At 35.1% G+C, this 21,155-nt stretch carries 22 protein-coding genes; 10 read left to right on the top strand and 12 right to left on the bottom strand.

All coding sequences use genetic code 11. The features are described from left to right. Positions 1-19 precede the first annotated feature (19 nt). From QSV08_RS20300 to QSV08_RS20275, 6 genes are all read left to right on the top strand, one after another. Positions 20-649, top strand: a complete 630-nt coding sequence (locus QSV08_RS20300) for a bifunctional nuclease family protein (protein ID WP_073247103.1) — start codon at positions 20-22, stop codon at positions 647-649. Positions 650-666: 17 nt separating this feature from the next. Continuing rightward, positions 667-2,127 (top strand): NupC/NupG family nucleoside CNT transporter, encoded by a 1,461-nt coding sequence (locus QSV08_RS20295; protein WP_416382036.1) that lies wholly within the window; start codon positions 667-669, stop codon positions 2,125-2,127. 166 nt (positions 2,128-2,293) lie between these two features. Next, on the top strand, positions 2,294-3,118 hold the full coding sequence (locus QSV08_RS20290; RefSeq protein WP_324025507.1) for a thymidylate synthase: 825 nt from the start codon (positions 2,294-2,296) through the stop codon (positions 3,116-3,118). Between the two features lie 3 nt (positions 3,119-3,121). Beyond that, positions 3,122-3,937: an energy transducer TonB gene (locus QSV08_RS20285; protein WP_324025506.1), complete on the top strand. Its 816-nt coding sequence runs from the start codon at positions 3,122-3,124 to the stop codon at positions 3,935-3,937. Positions 3,938-4,012: 75 nt separating this feature from the next. Further along, positions 4,013-5,173, top strand: a complete 1,161-nt coding sequence (gene egtB, locus QSV08_RS20280; protein WP_324025505.1) for an ergothioneine biosynthesis protein EgtB — start codon at positions 4,013-4,015, stop codon at positions 5,171-5,173. Between the two features lie 16 nt (positions 5,174-5,189). After that, positions 5,190-6,158, top strand: a complete 969-nt coding sequence (locus QSV08_RS20275; RefSeq protein ID WP_324025504.1) for an L-histidine N(alpha)-methyltransferase — start codon at positions 5,190-5,192, stop codon at positions 6,156-6,158. Between the two features lie 77 nt (positions 6,159-6,235). Here the strand turns inward: QSV08_RS20275 and QSV08_RS20270 are convergent, their stop codons facing one another. Together QSV08_RS20270 and QSV08_RS20265 are read right to left on the bottom strand one after the other, a co-directional pair. Continuing rightward, a complete protein-coding gene (locus QSV08_RS20270) occupies positions 6,236-6,532 on the bottom strand; it encodes an isoamylase early set domain-containing protein (RefSeq protein WP_324025503.1) in 297 nt (98 codons plus the stop codon). 148 nt (positions 6,533-6,680) lie between these two features. Next, the gene (locus QSV08_RS20265) at positions 6,681-7,766 is read right to left on the bottom strand and encodes an aminotransferase class V-fold PLP-dependent enzyme (RefSeq protein ID WP_324025502.1); all 1,086 of its coding nucleotides are present in this window, start codon (positions 7,764-7,766) and stop codon (positions 6,681-6,683) included. A 54-nt stretch (positions 7,767-7,820) separates the two neighbouring features. On the opposite strand from QSV08_RS20265, the gene QSV08_RS20260 reads away from it, so the two are divergent. Both QSV08_RS20260 and QSV08_RS20255 read left to right on the top strand, forming a co-directional pair. Next, positions 7,821-8,222 (top strand): 2TM domain-containing protein, encoded by a 402-nt coding sequence (locus QSV08_RS20260; RefSeq protein ID WP_324025501.1) that lies wholly within the window; start codon positions 7,821-7,823, stop codon positions 8,220-8,222. Positions 8,223-8,233: 11 nt separating this feature from the next. Next, complete coding sequence (locus tag QSV08_RS20255; RefSeq protein WP_416382065.1) at positions 8,234-8,734, top strand: dihydrofolate reductase; 501 nt, start codon at positions 8,234-8,236, stop codon at positions 8,732-8,734. Here the strand turns inward: QSV08_RS20255 and murI are convergent. After that, entirely contained in the window at positions 8,721-9,509 is a 789-nt protein-coding gene (murI, locus tag QSV08_RS20250) for a glutamate racemase (RefSeq protein ID WP_324025499.1), read from the bottom strand. The two genes, QSV08_RS20255 and murI, sit on opposite strands and share 14 nt — an antisense overlap. A gap of 1 nt (position 9,510) precedes the next feature. Then, entirely contained in the window at positions 9,511-11,178 is a 1,668-nt protein-coding gene (pafA, locus tag QSV08_RS20245; RefSeq protein WP_324025498.1) for an alkaline phosphatase PafA, read from the bottom strand. A gap of 118 nt (positions 11,179-11,296) precedes the next feature. On the opposite strand from pafA, the gene QSV08_RS20240 reads away from it, so the two are divergent. Both QSV08_RS20240 and QSV08_RS20235 read left to right on the top strand, forming a co-directional pair. Then, positions 11,297-12,034, top strand: a complete 738-nt coding sequence (locus QSV08_RS20240; RefSeq protein WP_027068092.1) for an MlaE family ABC transporter permease — start codon at positions 11,297-11,299, stop codon at positions 12,032-12,034. Further along, positions 12,034-12,801 (top strand): ABC transporter ATP-binding protein, encoded by a 768-nt coding sequence (locus tag QSV08_RS20235; RefSeq protein WP_324025497.1) that lies wholly within the window; start codon positions 12,034-12,036, stop codon positions 12,799-12,801. Before QSV08_RS20240 ends, QSV08_RS20235 begins: the two co-directional genes overlap by 1 nt. Positions 12,802-12,803: 2 nt before the next feature. Here the strand turns inward: QSV08_RS20235 and QSV08_RS20230 are convergent, their stop codons facing one another. From QSV08_RS20230 to cdd, 8 genes are all read right to left on the bottom strand, one after another. Then, positions 12,804-14,273, bottom strand: a complete 1,470-nt coding sequence (locus QSV08_RS20230) for a DUF389 domain-containing protein (protein WP_324025496.1) — start codon at positions 14,271-14,273, stop codon at positions 12,804-12,806. Positions 14,274-14,275: 2 nt separating this feature from the next. Continuing rightward, positions 14,276-15,355, bottom strand: a complete 1,080-nt coding sequence (locus tag QSV08_RS20225; protein WP_324025495.1) for a mannose-1-phosphate guanylyltransferase — start codon at positions 15,353-15,355, stop codon at positions 14,276-14,278. 1 nt (position 15,356) lies between these two features. After that, the gene (locus tag QSV08_RS20220) at positions 15,357-15,959 is read right to left on the bottom strand and encodes a SprT-like domain-containing protein (RefSeq protein ID WP_324025494.1); all 603 of its coding nucleotides are present in this window, start codon (positions 15,957-15,959) and stop codon (positions 15,357-15,359) included. A gap of 2 nt (positions 15,960-15,961) precedes the next feature. Continuing rightward, positions 15,962-16,642, bottom strand: a complete 681-nt coding sequence (locus QSV08_RS20215) for an SDR family NAD(P)-dependent oxidoreductase (RefSeq protein ID WP_324025493.1) — start codon at positions 16,640-16,642, stop codon at positions 15,962-15,964. After that, positions 16,642-17,691, bottom strand: coding sequence for a M28 family metallopeptidase (locus QSV08_RS20210; RefSeq protein ID WP_324025492.1), 1,050 nt, complete (start codon positions 17,689-17,691; stop codon positions 16,642-16,644). The genes QSV08_RS20215 and QSV08_RS20210 overlap by 1 nt, the downstream gene beginning before the upstream one ends. A gap of 86 nt (positions 17,692-17,777) precedes the next feature. Then, positions 17,778-19,421: a pyruvate dehydrogenase complex dihydrolipoamide acetyltransferase gene (locus QSV08_RS20205; protein ID WP_324025491.1), complete on the bottom strand. Its 1,644-nt coding sequence runs from the start codon at positions 19,419-19,421 to the stop codon at positions 17,778-17,780. 4 nt (positions 19,422-19,425) lie between these two features. Beyond that, positions 19,426-20,424: a pyruvate dehydrogenase (acetyl-transferring) E1 component subunit alpha gene (gene pdhA, locus QSV08_RS20200; RefSeq protein WP_324025490.1), complete on the bottom strand. Its 999-nt coding sequence runs from the start codon at positions 20,422-20,424 to the stop codon at positions 19,426-19,428. Positions 20,425-20,612: 188 nt separating this feature from the next. Beyond that, the gene (gene cdd / locus QSV08_RS20195; protein ID WP_416382035.1) at positions 20,613-21,101 is read right to left on the bottom strand and encodes a cytidine deaminase; all 489 of its coding nucleotides are present in this window, start codon (positions 21,099-21,101) and stop codon (positions 20,613-20,615) included. Positions 21,102-21,155: the final 54 nt, after the last annotated feature.

The raw sequence follows: 21,155 nt of genomic DNA, 5'->3' as shown, positions 1-21,155 counted from the left end.
CTTTTTTAGTTAAAAACCTATGAGTCTAGTACGATTAAAAATAAAAGGTATCTCTTACAGCCAAACTCAGAACGGAGCTTATGCTCTTATTTTGAATGAAGTTGAAGGCGATAGAAAATTACCTATAGTCATTGGCGCTTTTGAAGCTCAATCCATAGCAATTGCTTTGGAGAAAGAGATAAAGCCACCAAGACCACTTACACACGACCTATTTAAAAATTTCTCCGACAGGTTTGATATTGTTATCAAACAGGTGATTATACATAAATTGGTAGATGGTGTATTTTACTCTAGCATTATTTGCGAAAGAGATGGTATTGAAGAAATCATAGATGCAAGAACTAGTGATGCCATTGCCTTGGCATTACGTTTCAATGCCCCTATATTCACCTATAAGACTATTTTGGACAAAGCTGGTATTTTCTTGAAATTCTCTTCTAAAGAGAAAGATCAAAAAGATAACGATGATAGTATTATGGTCGATGAGATTTTGCAAGAAGGCGAAACTATAGAAATAGAGTCTGGTGCAAGCGATGGCTACACAGAACTTACTATAGATGAATTGGAAGCAGAATTAAAAAAGGCAGTCACCAACGAAGACTACGAAAAGGCGGCAAAACTGAGAGATGAAATCTCTAAACGCAACTAAACACTAAATTACAGTTTATGAAAAAGGGCAAATGGTTGCTATTTTTTGCACTAATTCTTACCACAATTACTTTTGCTCAAGACGTAGACGTAACTCAAACGATACAAGATACCACTGATACAATTTTAGTTGAAGATGTTGCTACTGCTGGTGTTATGGGAATGGAAGTCAATGAAGGATTTTCTTTCAACAGCCTCGGAAGAGGAGTTTTAGGCATGGCAGTCTTATTATTTTTAGCCTTTTTATTCAGCTCTAACAGAAGAGCTATTAATTGGAAAACTGTTGGTATAGGTCTGGCCCTTCAATTGGTTATTGCCATTGGCGTTCTTAAAATACCTTTCGTACAATTAGTTTTTGAACAAATAGGAAGAATCTTTGTCAGTATACTAGAATTTACACGTGCGGGTAGTAAATTCCTATTTGAAGGTTTAGTTGTCGATACCGGTACTTTCGGATATATTTTTGCTTTTCAAGTATTACCTACAATCATATTTTTCTCAGCTTTAACATCTCTACTGTTTTATTTAGGATTCATACAAAAAATAGTAAAATGGCTTGCATGGGCACTTTCCAAAACATTGGGTATTTCAGGACCAGAAAGTCTTTCTGTAGCTGGAAACATATTTCTTGGACAAACAGAAGCACCTCTTTTAATAAAAGCATACCTAGAAAAAATGACCAAATCAGAAATTCTGTTGGTCATGATTGGTGGTATGGCAACCGTTGCCGGTGCAGTTTTAGCTGCTTATATCGGGTTCTTAGGGGGTGAAGATGAATTGCTACAGTTGGTATTTGCCAAACATTTATTGGCTGCCTCTGTTATGGCTGCTCCTGGAGCCATTGTAATTTCTAAAATTTTATATCCACAAACCGAAGAAGTAAATAGTGATGTTCACGTCTCTTCTGAAAAAATTGGCGCCAACGTATTAGACGCAATTGCAAACGGAACTACTGAAGGACTAAGACTAGCCGTTAACGTAGGTGCTATGCTTTTAGTTTTCGTAGCCATTATTGCAATGGTCAACGGTATTCTAGAGTGGACAGGAGATTTCACACATTTAAATAGCTGGATAGCTGAAAACACCGCGTATTCTAAATTCTCTCTTGAAGCAATTCTGGGTACTATATTCGCCCCTTTAATGTGGTTAATTGGCGTAGCCAATGAAGACATTATGCTCATGGGTCAATTATTAGGTATTAAATTAGTAGCAAGTGAATTTGTAGGTTATATACAATTAGCAGAGCTTAAGGATCTTAGCACCTTACCACATTTAAAGTTCAATAAGTCTGTTATTATGGCCACTTATATGCTATGTGGTTTTGCAAACTTCGCTTCAATAGGTATTCAAATTGGCGGTATTGGATCACTAGCACCAGGACAAAGAAAGACTTTATCTGAATTCGGAATGAAAGCAGTTCTTGGTGGTTCTTTAGCATCATTACTTTCTGCAACTATTGCAGGTATGATTTTAGGGTAAATGCCCCCTAACCCCCAAAAGGGGAACACTTATTATTTCGTTGATAATTATTGATAACTGAGAAGTTATTCTACTGTTTTAAATATCATCTTTCTTTATTTTTGAAGTAACAATAATCTTTACTCCGTAAGAGAACTACATATAGGACTCAGGGAGCTCTATTCTTATGAAACAATATCACGACTTACTTAATCACGTATTAACTGAAGGAAACCAAAAGGGTGACCGCACAGGAACCGGAACTAAAAGTGTTTTTGGGTATCAGATGAGATTTGACCTCAGCGAAGGTTTCCCAATGGTGACCACCAAAAAATTACATTTAAAATCTATTGTATATGAACTACTTTGGTTTTTAAAAGGTGATACCAATATAAAGTATTTACAAGAAAACGGCGTTCGTATCTGGAACGAATGGGCTGATGAAAACGGAGATCTAGGTCCGGTTTATGGTCATCAATGGCGTAATTGGAACGATGATGAAATTGATCAAATTAAAGAAGTAGTACATTCTTTAAAAACCAACCCTAACAGCAGAAGAATGTTAGTGTCTGCTTGGAACCCTAGCGTATTGCCAGACACCTCTAAATCATTTTCTGAGAATGTTTCTAATGGTAAAGCCGCTTTACCACCTTGCCATGCATTCTTTCAATTTTATGTTGCCGATGGTAAATTGTCTTGCCAATTATACCAACGTAGTGCAGATATCTTCTTAGGTGTACCCTTCAATATTGCATCTTACGCATTATTTACAATGATGATGGCTCAGGTTTGTGGCTATGAAGCTGGCGATTTTATTCATACTTTCGGTGACGCCCATATTTACAATAATCATATGGAGCAGGTTGAATTACAATTAAGTAGAGAACCTAAAGCATTGCCTAAAATGAAAATGAATCCGGAAGTGAAAGATATTTTTGATTTCAAATTCGAAGATTTTGAATTGGTAGATTATAATCCACATCCTCATATAAAAGGGAAAGTAGCTATTTAAACTATGAAAATAAAAGCATCAATTTTACTTATCGTTTGTACTTTCATTTCAATGAATTGTTTTTCACAAGACGATTCTATTTATTTTCCACAAGAAGAAATAGTCATTGATGAGTGTGCAGATGCTTTAGATAAAAATGATTGCTTAAGTCTTAAAGTTGAGGAAGAGGTACTTGTTATTCTCGAAGATTTATTCAAAAAGAGAAATCAGGAAATCGACACTTTAAAAACAAGTATCAGATTTAATTTAAATGATTTGAATCAAATCAATGATGAAAGAATTTACACTTACATCAATGATAAAAAACTGAATAAAAAATTCTCTAAAGAACTCAATCAAAGAATTGCTGAATTGCATGTTTTAAGAGTCGACAATAAAAAACCTATAAAGGATAGACCTAAATACGTCTTGAAATACGATTACCTTACAAACGATAATCTTTTAAAAAAAATTCCTCTAGATAGTAGTTCTACTTTCAAAGGTGGTGTTATTGAAGAAGTTCCTTTATTCCCAAATCAGACAAGGGTAGATGATTTAACAGATAGAAGAACCTTTAATTCACTTATGCAACAGCATATTGGTTCTAACTTTAATTATCCTAAAGAAGCCATAGCAAAAAGGGTCAGCGGCAGAGTAAGCATCATGTTCACTATTGACAAAGAAGGCAATGTTGGTGACATTAAAACAAAAGGTCCTGCACCAATTTTAGAAAACGAAGCTCGAAGAATTATTTCATTACTGCCAAAATTTCAAATAGGAAGCCAAAATGGTGTACCTAAAAAGGTTCCATACTCCATTCCTATTAACTTCAAGCTTTAATAGTATCAATTTCTTAATTTATCAGGTTAAACTCAATTGATCATTTTTATTTAACTTTCCATAAAAATTGTTTTCATGGTTAGTACTGATACGTTCTTAGATTTCTTTTTAGAAACCAGAGAGCATACCGAGGCTATTTGCAAGCCTCTAGAAATTGAAGATTATGTGGTACAACCTATCGTTGACGCCTCTCCACCAAAATGGCACCTAGGTCATACGACTTGGTTTTTTGAAGAATTTATTCTTAAATCATACGACAAGGCTTATACAGTTTTTGATGACGATTTCTCGTTTGTATTTAACAGCTACTACGAAACTATAGGTAAACGTGTGGTACGTGCAGACCGAGGTAATTTGTCTAGACCTTCAGTAAAAAAGGTTTATGAATACAGACATTATGTAACTCAAGCAATGAAGAGGCTGTTAGCATCTAATGATGACAAAACTTTATTAAACGTTCTAGAAATAGGAATACATCACGAAAAGCAACATCAAGAATTACTTCTTACAGATATTAAATATATTCTCGGGAACAACCCGTTATTACCTAAATACTCAGACACTTTTGAAGAATTTACCATTGAGAAAGACACTCAAAGATGGATAGATATGAGTGAGGGAATTTATGAAATAGGTCATAATTCTACTGACTTCTGTTTTGACAATGAATTAGGAAGACATAAAGTATATCTTCATGACTATCAAATATCGAACAAACTCGTTACCAATGCCGAATATATTGAATTCATTAAAGCAGGCGGATACAAACGTTTCGACCTTTGGCATGCCGCTGGATGGGATTGGGTACAGCAAAACCAAGTAACATCTCCATTATACTGGCACGAAATAGATGGAATATGGCATTACTATAGCCTTAATGGATTAACTGAAGTTGATTTAGACGCGCCTGTTACCCATATTTCTTATTTTGAAGCATTTGCCTTTGCTCAATACAAAGGATGTCGCCTACCTACTGAATTTGAGTGGGAAGCCGCTCAGGAACAATTTAATTGGGGACAACGTTGGGAATGGACAGAAAGTGCCTACCTACCCTACCCTAATTATAAAAAAGTTGATGGAGCTTTAGGTGAATACAACGGTAAATTTATGGTTAACCAAAAAGTACTTAGAGGTAGCTCAATAGCAACACCTATTAAACACGCAAGGCACACCTATCGCAACTTTTTTTCAACCGATTTAAAATGGCAGTTTACCGGTATAAGGTTAGCCAAATAATTACGACAGATTACGTATGCGAGACACTAAGACGACACTCACCAATACAAGTGAATTTGAAAAAGAAGTTCACCAAGGTTTGACTGACAACCCTAAGCATTTGTCATCAATGTATTTTTACGACAAAAAGGGAGATAAGCTTTTTCAAGATATTATGGCAATGCCCACTTACTATCTTACCGATTCTGAGTATGAAATACTTAACAACAATAAAGAAGAAATCTCAAATCTGTTTACCGGTTTTGGATCATTTGACTTAATTGAACTTGGTGCTGGAGATGGCAAAAAGACCAAAATTTTATTAAAAGAATTCAGCGACCAAAAAATCGATTTCACTTATGTACCCAATGATATAAGCGACAACGCATTAAGTCAATTACAGCATTCTATTGAAAAAGAATTACCAGAAGTACAAGTTAAACCTTTTCAAGGAACATATTTTGAGGCGCTTAAAGAAATAAGCAATCGCGAGAACAGAAAAATAATTTTGTTTTTAGGTTCTAATATTGGCAACTTAGAGCATGAGCAGGCAGTTGTTTTTATGAATAAGATTCAACAGCTAATGCAACCTGAAGACTTATTGTTCATGGGGTTTGATCAAAAGAAAAATCCACAGACCATATTAGATGCTTATAACGATAAAGAAGGGGTTACTGCTGCTTTCAATAAAAATGTTCTTGATAGAATAAATACCGAACTAAATGCAAACTTTGATTTAAAGCAGTTTTTACATTGGGAAGTCTATAACCCCGAAACAGGAACCGCAAAGAGTTACTTAGTTTCAAAAATTGAACAGACTGTACAAATTAAAAATTTAGAGCTGACCGTCGATTTTAAGCAATGGGAAACTATACACACTGAAATTTCACAAAAGTACGATGATGAAATAATTACTTGGCTTGCTAAAGAATCTGGTTTAAAAATGGTCACTTCATATGAATCAACTTCATTTGGTTATAAAAACTGTGTATTTAAAAAGAATTAGATTACACTATAAAATAGTGTCAAAAAAAAAGCCTGCTATGTAAAATAGCAGGCTTTCTATATTTAAATACTATTTTTTTACAATTCTAATACAGCATTCTCAGAACCTGCGAAATCATTCCATTGGTAACGATCAGCCTCACTGTCATTTACATATTCTCCATCAACAATGTATTTGAATTCATATGAATTCTCTTTTGGAAGATCAAAAGTGCCCTTGAAAGAGCCATTCTTTTGTTTCTTCAATGTGCTCGTTTTTGCATTCCAGTTATTGAAATCGCCTACAACAGCTACTTTTTTTGCATCGTCTGCAGGTACTGTAAAAGTAACCTTACATACTGGCTTAGTTTTTAAATATTTTTTTGCAATTGCCATGATATTAAATTTAATATTTAAGACAAAACTAGTACAATAAAATACTCATTTACAACACATAAGAGATTTTTATCAAATCCTTAATATTTAAGCTTTTTATAGATGTACTACGAAATTTTATCCTACAAAACTACTTTATTCTGAATAGCTACTTTCCTGTTTTTAAGATTTTTACAATTGCATCTATTTCTGCTTCTGTATTATAGAAATGAAAACTTAAACGAACTCCGTCGCCTCTTTGGGCACAAAACACATCATTATCTATTAGTTTTTGATAAGTAGCTTCGTTTGCTTTGATGTTAAAAATGGTACTATGCTGGTTTCTTCCCGAAACCTCATCAGATAATAGTCCTAGTTTTTGAAATTCTGATTTTGCCTTTTCTGATAATTTACGGTTGTGTTCTGTTATTTTATCCATCCCTATTCTTTCAAAAAAATCTAGAGAAAACTTTAAACTCCCAAAAATCAGCGATGACAGATGACCTGGCTCGAATTTCTTAGCAAATCTAATTTCATCTTTTTTATCAAAATCTCCGTCGGCAGCATTAAAGCCAATATTATTTATCGAAAACTCATTTTTAACTTGATCCGAAAACAACATAAATCCGTTACCATAACCAGCCAATAACCACTTATAAGCACTAGCACCCAAAACATCAATACCTGAGTTATCAAAATCAAAGCTAGAACTACCACAAAACTGGGTACCATCTACCATGATAATCAAATCAGGATTTTGTTTTTTCAATTCTTTTAAGAAATCCAGATTAATAGCAAAACCGTCTAACCACTGCACCAAGCTTAAAGCAAGTACCTCGATTTTCTGACTTGATATTGTTTCTTGAATACGCTCTTCTAAATCGGTAGTCATAGATATATAGGAAATCTCAAAATCTCTATTCTCAAAACTCCAATTAAGAGAAGGGTAATCATTCTCAACAAGTAGCACCTTTTTCTTCGCATTCAATCCTTCCAACAACACATTAAGTCCTGATGAAAAGTTACTAACTAATGCTACGTTCTCTCGTTTACAATTAAAGAACTTACCAACAGTAGTACGCGTACCTGAAATTACCTTTAAAGATTGCTCGCGCATATCGCTACCATCTAATAAAAAGTCTAGATCATGCTCTTGCCGCCATTCTAACAAAGAATCATACAGCAAACCATACACTGCGGTGTTCGCATAAATACCTTTTCTTAAAACTGGGAATTCTTTTCTAAATTTTTCCATTGATTATAGCGTATAATACATTTCCTGTATCTTTATACCAAAGATAGGAAGAGTATGTTTTCTAGAAATAAAAATACCTCCAAATTAGATTTAGAGCAGCATGAGCTATTAGAGAATGCTCAAAAAAGGGTTAAACAAAAAAAACGCCTTTACACGCATTTCGTAGTATTTTTAGTTGGTAGTGTTTTCTTGGTGCTTATCAATAAAATATTAAAATACGGACAAGAATATAATTGGTTCGTTTGGGCTATTACCTTTTGGGGATTTCTATTTGTTCTACACATTTTCAATGTCTTTGTCACCAATAAATTTATGGGTAATGACTGGGAACGTTCACAACGTGAGAAATTAGTAGCGAAGCAAAAGAAACGCATTGCTGAAATGGAGAAAGAAATTGAACAGGAAATAAAACTACCTACCGCAATTGAACCCGAACCTAAAAAAAAACTACTTTGAGCACACTTATAATGATAGCTGCGGCAGCAGAAAACAACGCTTTAGGCAAAGACAACGATTTGCTTTGGCATTTACCAGATGATTTTAAAAGATTCAAGAAATTAACGTCTGGTCATAAAATTATAATGGGCAGAAAAACATATGAAAGTTTCCCTAAGCCTTTACCAAACAGAACCCATATCATCATTACCAGAGATAAAAATTACTCGGTAGACTATAATGAATGTAAAGTAGTGCACTCTTTAGATGAAGCAGTAGATTTAGTGGGAAATGAAATTGCCTTTATAATTGGTGGCGGAGAAATTTACAAGCAAGGTGAAAAGCATTCTGACAAAATAGAACTTACCCGTGTGCATGCTACTTTTGAAGATGCCGATACCTTTTTTCCAGAAATTGATGAGAACTATTGGATGCTAACAAACCAAGAGTTTCACCCAACAGACGAAAAACACAAGTTATCATTCACTTATTTAACCTACGTCAAAAAAGAAAATACGCTTAAAAGTCTTTAAAAGAAACGGTGTACTTTGGCTTAGCGGACTCTAAAATCGAAGCAAGTACTTTTTCATCACCATTCGTATAAAATTGATGAATACCAACATTTGTAGAATTGGTCAACAACTCGTTTTTGGCTAAAACTGTTTTTGTTTGTCGCGCCACTGCCTGACCAGAGTCAATTATAGTTACATTTTCTGGTAGCATTTTTTTCAATAGCGGAATTAAATATGGGTAATGCGTACAGCCCAAAACAAGATAATCCATTCCCTTTTCAAGCATAGGTTTTATATACCCCTCTAACAAATGGTATAATTCATCGCCTTGAAGGTTTCCGTTCTCAATCATCTCTACCAAACCGGTGCCTCGTTGTTCTAAAACAGTAATACCAGCAGCATGATTTTTTGAGGTACTATGAAATAGACTACTCGACAAAGTCCCCTTAGTAGCTAAAACACCCACAATCTTAGATTTAGTATTTATAGCCGCAGGTTTTAGTGCTGGCTCAATACCTATAAAAGGAACAGTATAATTTGCCCTTAAATAATCAATAGCGTTTGTCGTTGCCGTATTACAGGCAACGACTATAATTTTACAACCTTGGCTTAATAAATATTCGGTGTTCTTTATACTCAGCTCTAAAATTCGTTCTTCAGATTTTTCTCCATAAGGCGCATTCTTACTATCTGCCAAATAAATGCATTTTTCATTAGGTAAAAGCTCTTGTATTTCTCCCCAGATAGAAGTGCCGCCAATACCAGAATCGAAAATACCTATTTGCCTATCGTCCATATTATTTAAACACTTCTGTTATAGGTTTACCAGTTGTTCCGTTCGGAAAAGATATACCTAACAACGCTGAAATGGTTGGTGCAATATCAGGAATCTCTGTTCTGTTAACTGTAGAACCTGGCTTAATACCCATACCATAAAACAATAACGGTGCATGTGTATCATAAATTTGTGGTGAACCATGTGTAGAACCTGTTGTACCATAAGAAATAAATCCTGGTTTAAATACTACTAATACATCACCCGATCTCCTTTGACTATAGCCATTCTGTAAGATATAAGGAACACCATGGGTGTAATTTGTACTCCACATTTGATTCGCTGTATACACTCTATCTATTGCATCATAACCTAAATATTCTTGAGCAATTTCAACTTGTACATCAGCTAAGCTTAGGTCTAGATTTTTTACAATTTTATGATCTAAGAATATTTGATTGTTAGAAACGTTTTTAATAATATCTTCTGTACCATACTTGTACTGTAGAAATTCGCTCAATCTCTTTTTATTAGCAGCTGTATCTACGTAACCAGCTGGTATTTTTTCACTTTTTAAATACGTCGGAACCTCAACAGCCGCATGATCAGCTGTCAAAAATAAAGTATACTCCCCTTCGCCAACATTCTTATCCAATGCTTTGAATAACCTTTCTAAATCTGCATCTAACCTTAAATAAGTATCTTGAACTTCTTTAGAATTAACGCCGTACATATGCCCTACATAATCGGTACTTGAAAAACTTACCGCTAGAAAATCTGTTATATCGTCTTTACCCAAACCCTCTTGTTTCAATGCCTCAATAGCAAAATCTGCAGTCAAGGAATTACCAAAAGGTGTTGCCTTTATAATATCAAAATCTTTTGTCTTATCTAGCAATGCAGGAGTATTATGAGGGAATGAAGTTGTAGTTTCTCCTTCAAATTTTCCTTCAAAAAGGTTATTATCAGTTCCACTCTCTTTGTATTCCTTAATATCTTTTAACGTATTCCATTCTCTTTTATAAGATTGTGCCGTACCCGATGAATTAAAATCATTAACCCATTTTGGAAGTTGACTCATGTAATAAGAACTTGTTATCCAATTCCCTTCATTTGCTCCATGAAACCAATAAGCTGCATTAGCAGTATGCCCACCAGGTAAAACTGCACCTCTATCCTTTAAGGCTATGGCTATAGTCTTGCCTTGCATTTGGCTACTTAAACGCACTTCGTCTGTTATAGTTGTAACATCCATACGGTGTGGTGACATTTGCCCAGCATCTGCCGTAGTCCCTACCGAAGTATAGGTGTCATCACTAGCACAATACACACTTGCATCAATCTCTTTATCGTACCAATTATTACCGATTATTCCGTGCACTGCAGGTGTAGTACCCGTATACACAGATGTGTGCCCAGGTCCCGTACTTGTAGGCGCATAGTTGAAATGGTTGTTTTTACAATTGAACCCTTGTTCTACAAGTCTTTTGAATCCATCATTTCCAAAATGATCATAAAAACGTGTTATATAATCATAACGCATTTGGTCAACTACAATACCAACCACCAATTTTGGTTTTACCCTTAAAAGGTCATCATTTGTATTTTCCTTATTTTTCTTTTGAGCGTTTAAGGCGTTCACCAATAACATCGTGCTTACAAATAAAGAAGCAACAAAATATTTTTTCATTTTCATACGGATAGGATTGTTACACAAATGTAAAATAATTTACATCTTTAAAGATTAAACGGAGGTTAAATCAGGTCCTTTATTGTTATTTTTACGGTAAGAAATATATTTTCAATCAATGAACTATTTAGCATCTGTAGGGAGCTATGCAATTATGATCCGCGAGGTTTTTAAAAAACCTACGAAATGGAGAATAATGAAGTCCCTTATATTCAAGGAAATAGATGAGTTGATATTTAGCTCATTGGGTATTATTATATTCATTTCCTTTTTTATCGGTGCCGTTGTAGCCATACAAACAGCACTTAATCTCACCAACCCATTAATACCGCGAAATCTAATTGGTTTTGCAACTCGCCAATCTGTAATATTAGAATTTGCACCTACTTTCGTATCTATAATAATGGCCGGTAAAGTGGGCTCCTACATTACATCTAGTATTGGCACCATGCGTGTAACCGAACAAATAGATGCTTTAGAGGTAATGGGCGTAAATTCATTAAATTACTTAGTATTCCCTAAGATTATTGCAATGCTTTTTTACCCTTTCGCTATTGCAATTTCTATGTATGTTGGAATATTCGGTGGATGGATGGCTGGAGTTTTCGGCGGATTTTTAACTAGCGAAGATTTTATAACAGGACTACAATCAGATTTTGTTCCTTTTCATATTGCATATGCATTTGTTAAGACCTTGATTTTTGCCTTTGTGATTGCAACAATACCATCGTTTCATGGATTTTATATGCGCGGCGGAGCTTTAGAGGTTGGTAAGGCAAGTACGACAGCGTTCGTTTGGACGAGTGTTGTAATTATTATACTCAACTACATATTAACCCAACTTTTGCTAGGATAATGATAGAAGTACGAGACATACATAAATCTTTTGGTGATGCTCATATCCTTAAAGGGGTTACGACTACATTCGAAAAAGGAAAAACTAATTTAATCATTGGGCAAAGTGGATCAGGTAAAACTGTTTTCCTTAAATGTCTTTTAGGATTATTCATCCCCGAGGAAGGCGATATTGTCTATGACGGAAAATTATATGCTGACCTTAGCGATAACGAGAAACGCGATTTAAGACAAGAAATGGGTATGGTATTTCAAGGTAGCGCCCTTTTTGATAGTATGTCGGTCGAAGGTAATGTAATGTTCCCTCTAGAAATGTTTACCAAGCAGTCTAAATCTGAAATGAAAGACCGTGTAGATGCGGTTTTAAAAAGAGTAAACCTAATTGATGCACATCATAAATTTCCATCTGAGATTTCTGGTGGTATGCAAAAACGTGTGGCTATTGCTCGTGCTATAGTTATGAATCCGAAATATCTTTTTTGCGATGAACCTAATTCTGGTTTAGACCCTAAGACGGCTATTCTTATTGACAACCTTATCAAAGAAATTACTGAAGAGTATAATATTACTACCGTAATAAATACTCATGATATGAACTCGGTAATGCAAATTGGCGAAAAAATAACCTTCCTAAAAGACGGTCTCTTAGAATGGGAAGGAACTAAAAACGAAATCTTCAAAACCGATAATGAAGCGGTAACTAATTTTGTTTATTCATCTGATCTTTTCAAAAAGGTACGCCAAATGTATATTCAAGAACAAAACTAACCCTACTCTGTAGGCACCTCTTTAATCTGAATATTCTTATTACTCAATCTTAGACGCAACCAATCTTGCAGCTTGCTCATATCTTTAACTGTTTCTGCTCTTTTGGCTTCCTTTTTCCAAGTGACTTCAAATAATGGTATGCTATCGGTTTTGGCAAAATCCGTTGAAATCAAATAAGCATAACCTATTCGCTCTAAATTTTCATAATTCGTTTTCGCCTCTAGACTAATTTCTTTGAAAGGAATTTGATTTGATGAAATCTGGTTCAGCCTTACCAATTCACTTTCTAAAAGCTGAATTTTCTCGTCTTTACTAGTTAGAATAGTTTTCTGAGATTCATAAAGCTCATTCACATATTTTAGTTCATTTGCCTCGTCACTTTTAGAACCCTGAACAACGGCTAGCTCTGTACCTTTTAGCTGTTTGTACTCTGCCATTTGCGCACGCCAAGTAGCAATTACATTATCAGGTATACCGTCATTACCCATGAAAACTAGTTCAATTTTCGACTTACCTTCATCATTATAATCTACTTCACTAAAATCTTTTAAAAACTTGCCTTCACCCGCAAATTGGTAAGGCACTATTTTTTCTGTTATAAAAGTTTCGGCATCTCTATTGAATAACGATTTTTTAAAAACACTATAGAATGTAAAACCTGCAGGTATCATAACCAAAACCGCCAATAAAGAAGCAAGCCTAGCTATCAATTTTCTTCGTTGCGAATTCACGTAACGAACCATGGGGAATTTCAGGAGCTTTATTACCAAGAAAGTTGCTAAGGCTATGAAAATTGTATTAATAATGAACAGGTACATTGCACCCCTCGCATACTCCCAATTTCCGATTGCCAAACCAAAACCTACTGTACACAAAGGCGGCATTAAAGCCGTGGCAATTGCAACACCAAAAATTACACTAGCAATTGTACCTTTCTTAGCACGTGCTATTACCAATGCCAAACCACCAAAAAATGCTATTAAAACATCTCTAATATCTGGTTCAGTTCTAGCCAAAAGTTCTGAAGATTCATCTCTAAGCGGAAAAAAACGATAGAATAAGTACGCCGTTATCACACTTAAAACTACCATTACAGCAAAGTTTTTCAATGATCTTTTTAAGGTGTCAATATCATTTATCGCCACAGACATACCTATACCTAAAATAGGACCCATAAGTGGAGAAATTAACATCGCACCAATAACTACAGCAGTAGAATTGGCATTAAGACCAATAGATGCAATAAAAATGGAACAAATCAAAATCCAAGAAGTATGCCCCTTAAAAGGAATATCGGCAATAATAGCTTCTTTCGTCGCCTGCTGATCGGTGTTGGTTCTAATGTCCAACAGCTCAGAAAGAAACGTTTTAACACTACCTAAAAGACCTTGAAAATCTTTTTTTACTTCTTCACTACCACTACCCTCATTACTGTTAGGGGTAATGTTATCTTGATTAAGATTGTTCTCCATATTTAAGCGAATTCATCACCAAAGGTATCTTTTACCTTATTTAAAACTTGTTTAATATCTTGTTCTTTTGTCTTTGGGTAGATCAAAAGTACTTCATCTTTATCAACTATAATATAATCGTTAAGTCCGTCTACAACGACTACTTTACCAGCTTTAGACCTAATCATATTACCATTAGCATCTTCCGTCAATACTTTAGCATTTACTATAGCATTCTCATTCTCATCTTTATCTAACTTGTCGTACAACGATCCCCAAGTTCCTAAATCGTTCCAATCAAAAGTCGCTTCTTTAACATAGATAGCTTTTGAATTTTCTAAAATAGCGTAATCGATAGATATATTTTCAGCTTTCGGATAGTTCTCAGAAATAAATTTCTTTTCATCGTCTGTATTATAACACACTAAGCCATCTCTAAACAAAGCATATTGTTTTGGCTGAAAATTCTGAAACGCGTTTACAATAGTTTTTGCGCTCCACATAAATATACCTGCATTCCACAAAAAGTTACCCTGTGCTAGAAAATCTTTAGCAGTTTCATAGTCTGGCTTCTCTCTAAACTGATTTACTTTTTTAATAGGTGCCGTATCTGCCTTATTATATTCTATATACCCAAAACCTGTATTAGGGAAAGAAGGTTTTATACCTAACGTACACAAAACATCTTCAGTCTCACACTTTTTAAAACATGCCGTAACATCTTTTGCAAATGCATCTTCATCTTCTATCCAATGGTCACTTGGAGCTACTATCATTACCGCATTTTCATTCATCTTTTGAATCTTCATTGCGGCATATAAAATACATGGTGCTGTATTTCTCATTGCTGGTTCAAGAACTACCTGTTCTTGTTTTACCATTGGTAATTGCTCTAACACCAAATCATTATAACGTTCATTGGTAAGAATTAAAATATTCTCGGTAGGTACGAATTTGTTTAATCTTTGAAACGTTTTTTGAATAAGAGTATCACCCGTACCCAACATATCATGAAATTGCTTCGGATTCTCACTTGTACTTATTGGCCAGAATCTAGATCCTACTCCACCTGCCATTAAAACGGCATAATAATTTTTGTTCATGTCAGCTTTTTATTAATTCTACTTCAGCATTTGGTTGAAAAAGAAACATCCTTCCTGATGATAATTCTACACACTCATAACGCTTAGTTCGTTTATTACCTTTTTTAAAAAGTTTACCATTATGGATACGAAACACACACCCTATAGGTAATTCGTAAACGTAAGTTTTTTCCGATTGTTGTTCATCGAATTTTTTTAAAGCAATAGATAGTTGAGCATCAGTACTACTGCTTGCCTTCGGATTCTTAAAATGTCTAGCCAATAAAGGTAAAAGCTGTGAAGGAAATATCTCTGGACGTATGAATGGAAGCATTAGGTATTGAAACGTTCTTTTCCATTCTAAACCATGTGGCTTAATAGTACGGCCATATTTTTCAAATGCTATTAAATGGGCTATTTCATGAATTAAAGTAATTAAGAACCTATACTTGTTTAAAGATGCATTAACCGTGATCTGATGGTTACCATCTTTTCGCATTCGATAATCACCATGCCTAGTAACACGTTCATTCACGATTTTTAAATGCACCTGACTATCTTTAATTAGTGCATAACATGGACCAACCGCTAATTCAGGAAGATATTTAGATAACGTTTCTTGCATTCTTAAGGTGTACTACTGCTTACTTGTAAAATTTTACCATTATACATTTTTTGCCCCTTTAAAGCAAAGTCCATTATATATTCCGCCATCTCTTTCGCACTCACAGGGGCCTCATAACCTGGGAAAGCTTCTTCTAACATTTCTGTTTGCACCGCACCTAAGGCAAGTGCATTAAATGCCGGACCTGTTTCTTTAAATTCCTCTGCTAATAATTCTGTAAGCGTAAGTACTGCTCCTTTACTAGAACTATATGCCGAAAGACCTGGGAATTTCGCACTACCTTGAATACCGCCCATTGAGCTAATGGTAAGCACATGAGCATCTTTACCCATAAATGGAACAATGAGTCTGGTCATAGCTGCAACCCCAAAAACATTCACTTCATATACCGCCTTAAACTCTTCTTCAGTCAACTCTAAAAAAGGTTTATTTACCAACTTGCCGGCATTATTTATAAGTGCTATAACATTACCCTCTTTATCTTTTAAATAATTAGATAGATTACCCCTGTCTTCTACCGAGGACACATCAAAAGAAAATGCTTCAATATTTTTATGATTTAGACTTTTAATCGGTTTATCATTTCTAGAAAGCGCCAAGACCTTATAACCAGCATCGGCTAGCAACTTACTTAATTCGAAACCAATCCCCCTACTGGTACCTGTTACAATTACATATTCCATTAATTATACTTTAATTCTTTTACTGGTGCATTAATAATACCTTCTAACATCGGCACTGATTCATTTACTATCGTTGCCATAAATTCATAATCCATCAATGATGCTTCATCACCTACTTTATGGTATTCTCCGAAATTTGTAAAATCGAAAGAACTAAATGTCTGAGATGGCACATTAAACTCATCATGAAAAGGAGCATTATCTGACCGTCTGAACAAATTAAACTCTTTTGCTTTTGGCAGAAAACCTACTAAATTCTTAGCTGCATAACCATTACTAACTTCTGCTAAATTCGATAGTTCATATCCTGTTAAATAAAGACTATGGTCTTTATCGACCATTGGCACCCCCACCATTTCAAAATTCAACATTGCGTATAAATCAATATTTTCTGCCTTTAATTTTTTCGCTAAATGCTTTGACCCTACCAAACCTTTTTCCTCTGCTGTAAATAGGGCAAAAATTATACTCCGTTTGTTATTTTTATGCTCACCAAAATATTTAGCAAATTCTAAAACAGTTGTAGTTCCTGAAGCGTTATCATTGGCTCCGTTCGCAATTCTATCGTTACTGTCTCCACTAATTAAACCTATATGATCATAATGTGCTCCTATTAGAACATATTCATTTTTTAGTTTTTGATCAGTGCCCGGTAAAAAACCTACTACATTATAAGCCACACCATCACTATAGTTATCTAATGTATCTTTATATGATGTAAAATATGGTTGTATATTATTCTTCTCGAACACGTTCTGAATATAATCTGCAGCCATCGCTATACCTCCGCTACCTGTATCTCTGCCCTGTAATTTATCCGAAGTTAAAAACGTCATTATTTTTTCAATATCCCCTGGTAAAGTATTCCCTTTCAATTTTGAAGTTTTCATACCTACTTTATCCTCCGTTTTTTCAACTGTAGATTCAGATAAGACTGTGCCTTTTACTCCTTTCGGATTTGTAGGATTCAAAACTGTTGATTGATCAACTTTCGCGCCACCACAACTAAGAATTAAAGTACTTAGAAGTACTATACTTATATATTTCATAACAACATCAAATTTAGAATATAAAGATAAAAAAAAAGCATCCCGATGAAAGGATGCTTTAGCAATTCTATTTTAGAATCTATTTTCTATGCTAACATAGTAACCGGATTCTCTACAAAATATCTTAATGTCTGAAGGAACTGAGCTCCTACAGCACCATCAACAGTTCTGTGATCACAAGCAAGTGTTAACTTCATTGTATTACCTACAACTATTTCTCCGTTTTTAACAACTGGTTTTTCAACAATTGCACCAACAGAAAGTATAGCTGAGTTTGGCTGATTGATAATACTTGTAAACTCAAGTATACCGAACATTCCTAAATTTGATACCGTAAACGTGCTACCTTCCATCTCTGAAGGGGCAATTTTCTTGTTACGTGCTTTACCCGCTAAATCTTTAACAGCGCTACCTATTTGTGTTAAACCCAATAAGTCTGCATGTTTTACAACCGGTACAACTAAACCTTCATCAACAGCTACAGCAACACCCATATGAATATGCTTATGATATTTAGTAGCCTCTGCACTCCATGAAGTATTAACTTGTGGATGCTTTCTAAGTGCCATTGCACAAGCCTTTAAAACCATATCATTAAATGACACTTTGGTATCTGGCAAACTATTGATTTGAGCACGAGACGCTTTAGCATTATCCATATCAACCTCAATAGTTAAATAGAAATGTGGCGCGTTAAATTTAGAATTACCCAATGCTTTGGCAATTGCCTTACGCATATTAGAATTCTTAACTTCTTCTGTACCCTCTTCACCAGATGGCAGTGCCATTGAAACTGGTTGAGCCGAAATTGCATTATCTGCCTTTGCACTTGAGGCAGCAACTGGTGCAGCCGTTTTACTTGGCGTATAGTTCTCGATATCTTTCTTAGTAATTCTACCGTTATCACCAGAACCTGAAACATTAGCTAGATCAACACCTTTATCTGCAGCTATTTTCTTAGCTAAAGGAGATGCGAAAATTCTCGCTCCATCTGCAACTGGCTTAGAAACTTCTTTACTATCAGATGAATCTGAAGATTTCGGCGCTTCTTTTTTTGTTTCTGTTGCAGCACTTTTCTTACTACTACCAGACCCACTACTTAAAACAGCATCTACATCGGTACCTTCTGGTCCAATAACTGCCAAGACAGCATCTACAGGAGAAGATTCTCCTTCTTGTATACCTACATATAATAACTTACCATTATAGAAAGACTCGAATTCCATAGTAGCCTTATCGGTTTCGATCTCTGCTAATATGTCACCTTCCTCAACATCATCTCCTACTTTCTTTAACCATGTCGCCACAGTACCTTCTTCCATGGTATCACTTAAACGAGGCATTTTTATGATTTCAACTCCTTCAGGAATTTCACCACCGCCTTGCGCTTCTTCAACTTCCGAAGCATCTTCAGCAACAGGACTCTCCTCAGACGACTCCACTGTTGAAGCTGCTGAGTTACCACCTTTTATTAAAGCAGAAACATCTTCACCTTCATCACCAATAATAGCCAAAAGACTATCTACTGGTGCAGCATCACCTTCTTGAATACCAATATACAATAGCGTTCCTTCATTAAATGATTCGAATTCCATTGTCGCCTTATCTGTTTCGATTTCGGCTAATATATCTCCTTCTTCAATTTTATCTCCAACGCTTTTCAACCATTTAGCTACGGTACCCTCTTCCATGGTATCGCTTAAACGGGGCATATTTACTACTATAGCCATCTAATTAAAATTTATGTTCAACAAATGGAAAATCCTCTTGCTCGTAAACCATATCATACAATTGGTTTAGAGGTGGATAATCTGATTCTTCTGCGAATTTTTCACATTCCTTAACCATGACCTTGACATTCTTGTCAATATCTTTGATTTCAGCGTCAGTTGCGTAATTGTTTTCTTTGATAATATCCAACACCTGTGTAATCGGATCTATTTTCTTATACTCTTCAACTTCATCTTTAGTTCTATAATGCTGTGCATCTGACATTGAATGACCTCTATATCTATAGGTCTTCATTTCAAGAAAAGTTGGTCCGCCACCACTACGTGCTCTTTCTATAGCCTTACTCATTTCTTGAGCAACCGTTACAGGATTCATACCATCAACAGGTCCACAAGGCATTTCATAACCTAAACCTAATTTCCATATTTCTGTAGAAAAAGATGTTCTCGCTACAGAAGTTCCCATTGCATAGCCATTATTCTCGCAAATAAAGACAACAGGCAACTGCCATAACATAGCCAAGTTAAAAGTTTCATGCAAAGATCCTTGCCTTACAGCACCATCACCCATATAACATAAGGTAACATTATCTCTACCTGCATACTTATCGCCAAAAGCCATACCTGCACCTAATGGAATTTGACCCCCAACGATACCATGACCGCCATGAAAACGATGTTCTTTTGAAAAAATATGCATTGAACCGCCCATACCCTTTGAGGTACCGGTAACTTTACCGAACAACTCAGCCATAACCATTTTAGGATCTACACCCATACCAATTGGCTGAACGTGATTTCTATAAGCAGTTATCATACGGTCTTTAGAAAGATCCATTGCATGAAGTGCACCAGCCAAAACAGCTTCTTGCCCATTATACAAATGCAAAAATCCTCTTACCTTTTGCTGAATGTAAACAGCAGCTAATTTATCCTCAAATTTTCTCCAAAATAGCATGTCTGCATACCACTTTAAATACGTTTCCTTGGTGATTTTTTTCATCAATTTTAAGTAAAGGTTTAAAATTCTTTATTGATTACAAAGGCAGAATGACCTAGGTATCTCAAAAGAGCAAAAATACACATATAAATGAATCGATAAAAATAATAGAAGCAAATCCATTCAGAAATTATATGCTTAACAAATAAAGTATATAACGTGTTTATTTACAATCCTTTTTGCAAGTTTTCTTAATTAAGAAAACTACTATTAAAGCCTAGCGGCAATAAATCCGCTAAAGAATTGCATTCTATAACATTACCCGTTTCACCCATTAATAGAATTCTTATAGGTTCTTGTTGTCTAAATTCATATTCAGAAATAGCCTGTCTACAATTACCACACGGCGCAGCTGGCTCACTTACTTCATGATTTAAGGATGCCGCCGTTATTGCAATCGCTTTTATTTTCACGCCTGGATACTTTGCTCCCGCATAAAAAACAGCCACCCGTTCTGCACATAACCCAGATGGATATGATGCATTTTCTTGATTATTACCTTCTATAATTTCACCGTTTTCCAATAAAACCGAAGCTCCAACATTAAAACTTGAATAAGGTGCGTAAGCTCTTTGCCTGGCTTTCACAGCTAATGACATTAGATTTTGGTCATCATTTTCAAGATCAGTTAACGAATCGTACACCGTAATATCAAAGCTTATCTTTTTTTGGTTGATCATTTTTTAATTTTATTTTTCAATCTACAAATATATACTTGACCCCAATAATAAATA

Source organism: Maribacter sp. BPC-D8 (assembly GCF_035207705.1).
Taxonomy (GTDB): domain Bacteria; phylum Bacteroidota; class Bacteroidia; order Flavobacteriales; family Flavobacteriaceae; genus Maribacter.
Note: the sequence above shows the minus strand (reverse complement) of the source record. Positions and strands in the feature narration are given on the sequence as shown.

Excerpts from the sequence above, each read along its gene's own strand:
- QSV08_RS20300 (WP_073247103.1), top strand. The coding sequence starts at position 20 with ATGAGTCTAGTACGATTAAAAATAAAAGGTATCTCTTACAGCCAAACT.
- QSV08_RS20295 (WP_416382036.1), top strand. The coding sequence starts at position 667 with ATGAAAAAGGGCAAATGGTTGCTATTTTTTGCACTAATTCTTACCACA.
- QSV08_RS20290 (WP_324025507.1), top strand. The coding sequence starts at position 2,294 with ATGAAACAATATCACGACTTACTTAATCACGTATTAACTGAAGGAAAC.
- QSV08_RS20285 (WP_324025506.1), top strand. The coding sequence starts at position 3,122 with ATGAAAATAAAAGCATCAATTTTACTTATCGTTTGTACTTTCATTTCA.
- egtB (WP_324025505.1), top strand. The coding sequence starts at position 4,013 with ATGGTTAGTACTGATACGTTCTTAGATTTCTTTTTAGAAACCAGAGAG.
- QSV08_RS20275 (WP_324025504.1), top strand. The coding sequence starts at position 5,190 with ATGCGAGACACTAAGACGACACTCACCAATACAAGTGAATTTGAAAAA.
- QSV08_RS20270 (WP_324025503.1), bottom strand. The coding sequence starts at position 6,532 with ATGGCAATTGCAAAAAAATATTTAAAAACTAAGCCAGTATGTAAGGTT.
- QSV08_RS20265 (WP_324025502.1), bottom strand. The coding sequence starts at position 7,766 with ATGGAAAAATTTAGAAAAGAATTCCCAGTTTTAAGAAAAGGTATTTAT.
- QSV08_RS20260 (WP_324025501.1), top strand. The coding sequence starts at position 7,821 with ATGTTTTCTAGAAATAAAAATACCTCCAAATTAGATTTAGAGCAGCAT.
- QSV08_RS20255 (WP_416382065.1), top strand. The coding sequence starts at position 8,234 with ATGATAGCTGCGGCAGCAGAAAACAACGCTTTAGGCAAAGACAACGAT.
- murI (WP_324025499.1), bottom strand. The coding sequence starts at position 9,509 with ATGGACGATAGGCAAATAGGTATTTTCGATTCTGGTATTGGCGGCACT.
- pafA (WP_324025498.1), bottom strand. The coding sequence starts at position 11,178 with ATGAAAAAATATTTTGTTGCTTCTTTATTTGTAAGCACGATGTTATTG.
- QSV08_RS20240 (WP_027068092.1), top strand. The coding sequence starts at position 11,297 with ATGAACTATTTAGCATCTGTAGGGAGCTATGCAATTATGATCCGCGAG.
- QSV08_RS20235 (WP_324025497.1), top strand. The coding sequence starts at position 12,034 with ATGATAGAAGTACGAGACATACATAAATCTTTTGGTGATGCTCATATC.
- QSV08_RS20230 (WP_324025496.1), bottom strand. The coding sequence starts at position 14,273 with ATGGAGAACAATCTTAATCAAGATAACATTACCCCTAACAGTAATGAG.
- QSV08_RS20225 (WP_324025495.1), bottom strand. The coding sequence starts at position 15,355 with ATGAACAAAAATTATTATGCCGTTTTAATGGCAGGTGGAGTAGGATCT.
- QSV08_RS20220 (WP_324025494.1), bottom strand. The coding sequence starts at position 15,959 with ATGCAAGAAACGTTATCTAAATATCTTCCTGAATTAGCGGTTGGTCCA.
- QSV08_RS20215 (WP_324025493.1), bottom strand. The coding sequence starts at position 16,642 with ATGGAATATGTAATTGTAACAGGTACCAGTAGGGGGATTGGTTTCGAA.
- QSV08_RS20210 (WP_324025492.1), bottom strand. The coding sequence starts at position 17,691 with ATGAAATATATAAGTATAGTACTTCTAAGTACTTTAATTCTTAGTTGT.
- QSV08_RS20205 (WP_324025491.1), bottom strand. The coding sequence starts at position 19,421 with ATGGCTATAGTAGTAAATATGCCCCGTTTAAGCGATACCATGGAAGAG.
- pdhA (WP_324025490.1), bottom strand. The coding sequence starts at position 20,424 with ATGAAAAAAATCACCAAGGAAACGTATTTAAAGTGGTATGCAGACATG.
- cdd (WP_416382035.1), bottom strand. The coding sequence starts at position 21,101 with ATGATCAACCAAAAAAAGATAAGCTTTGATATTACGGTGTACGATTCG.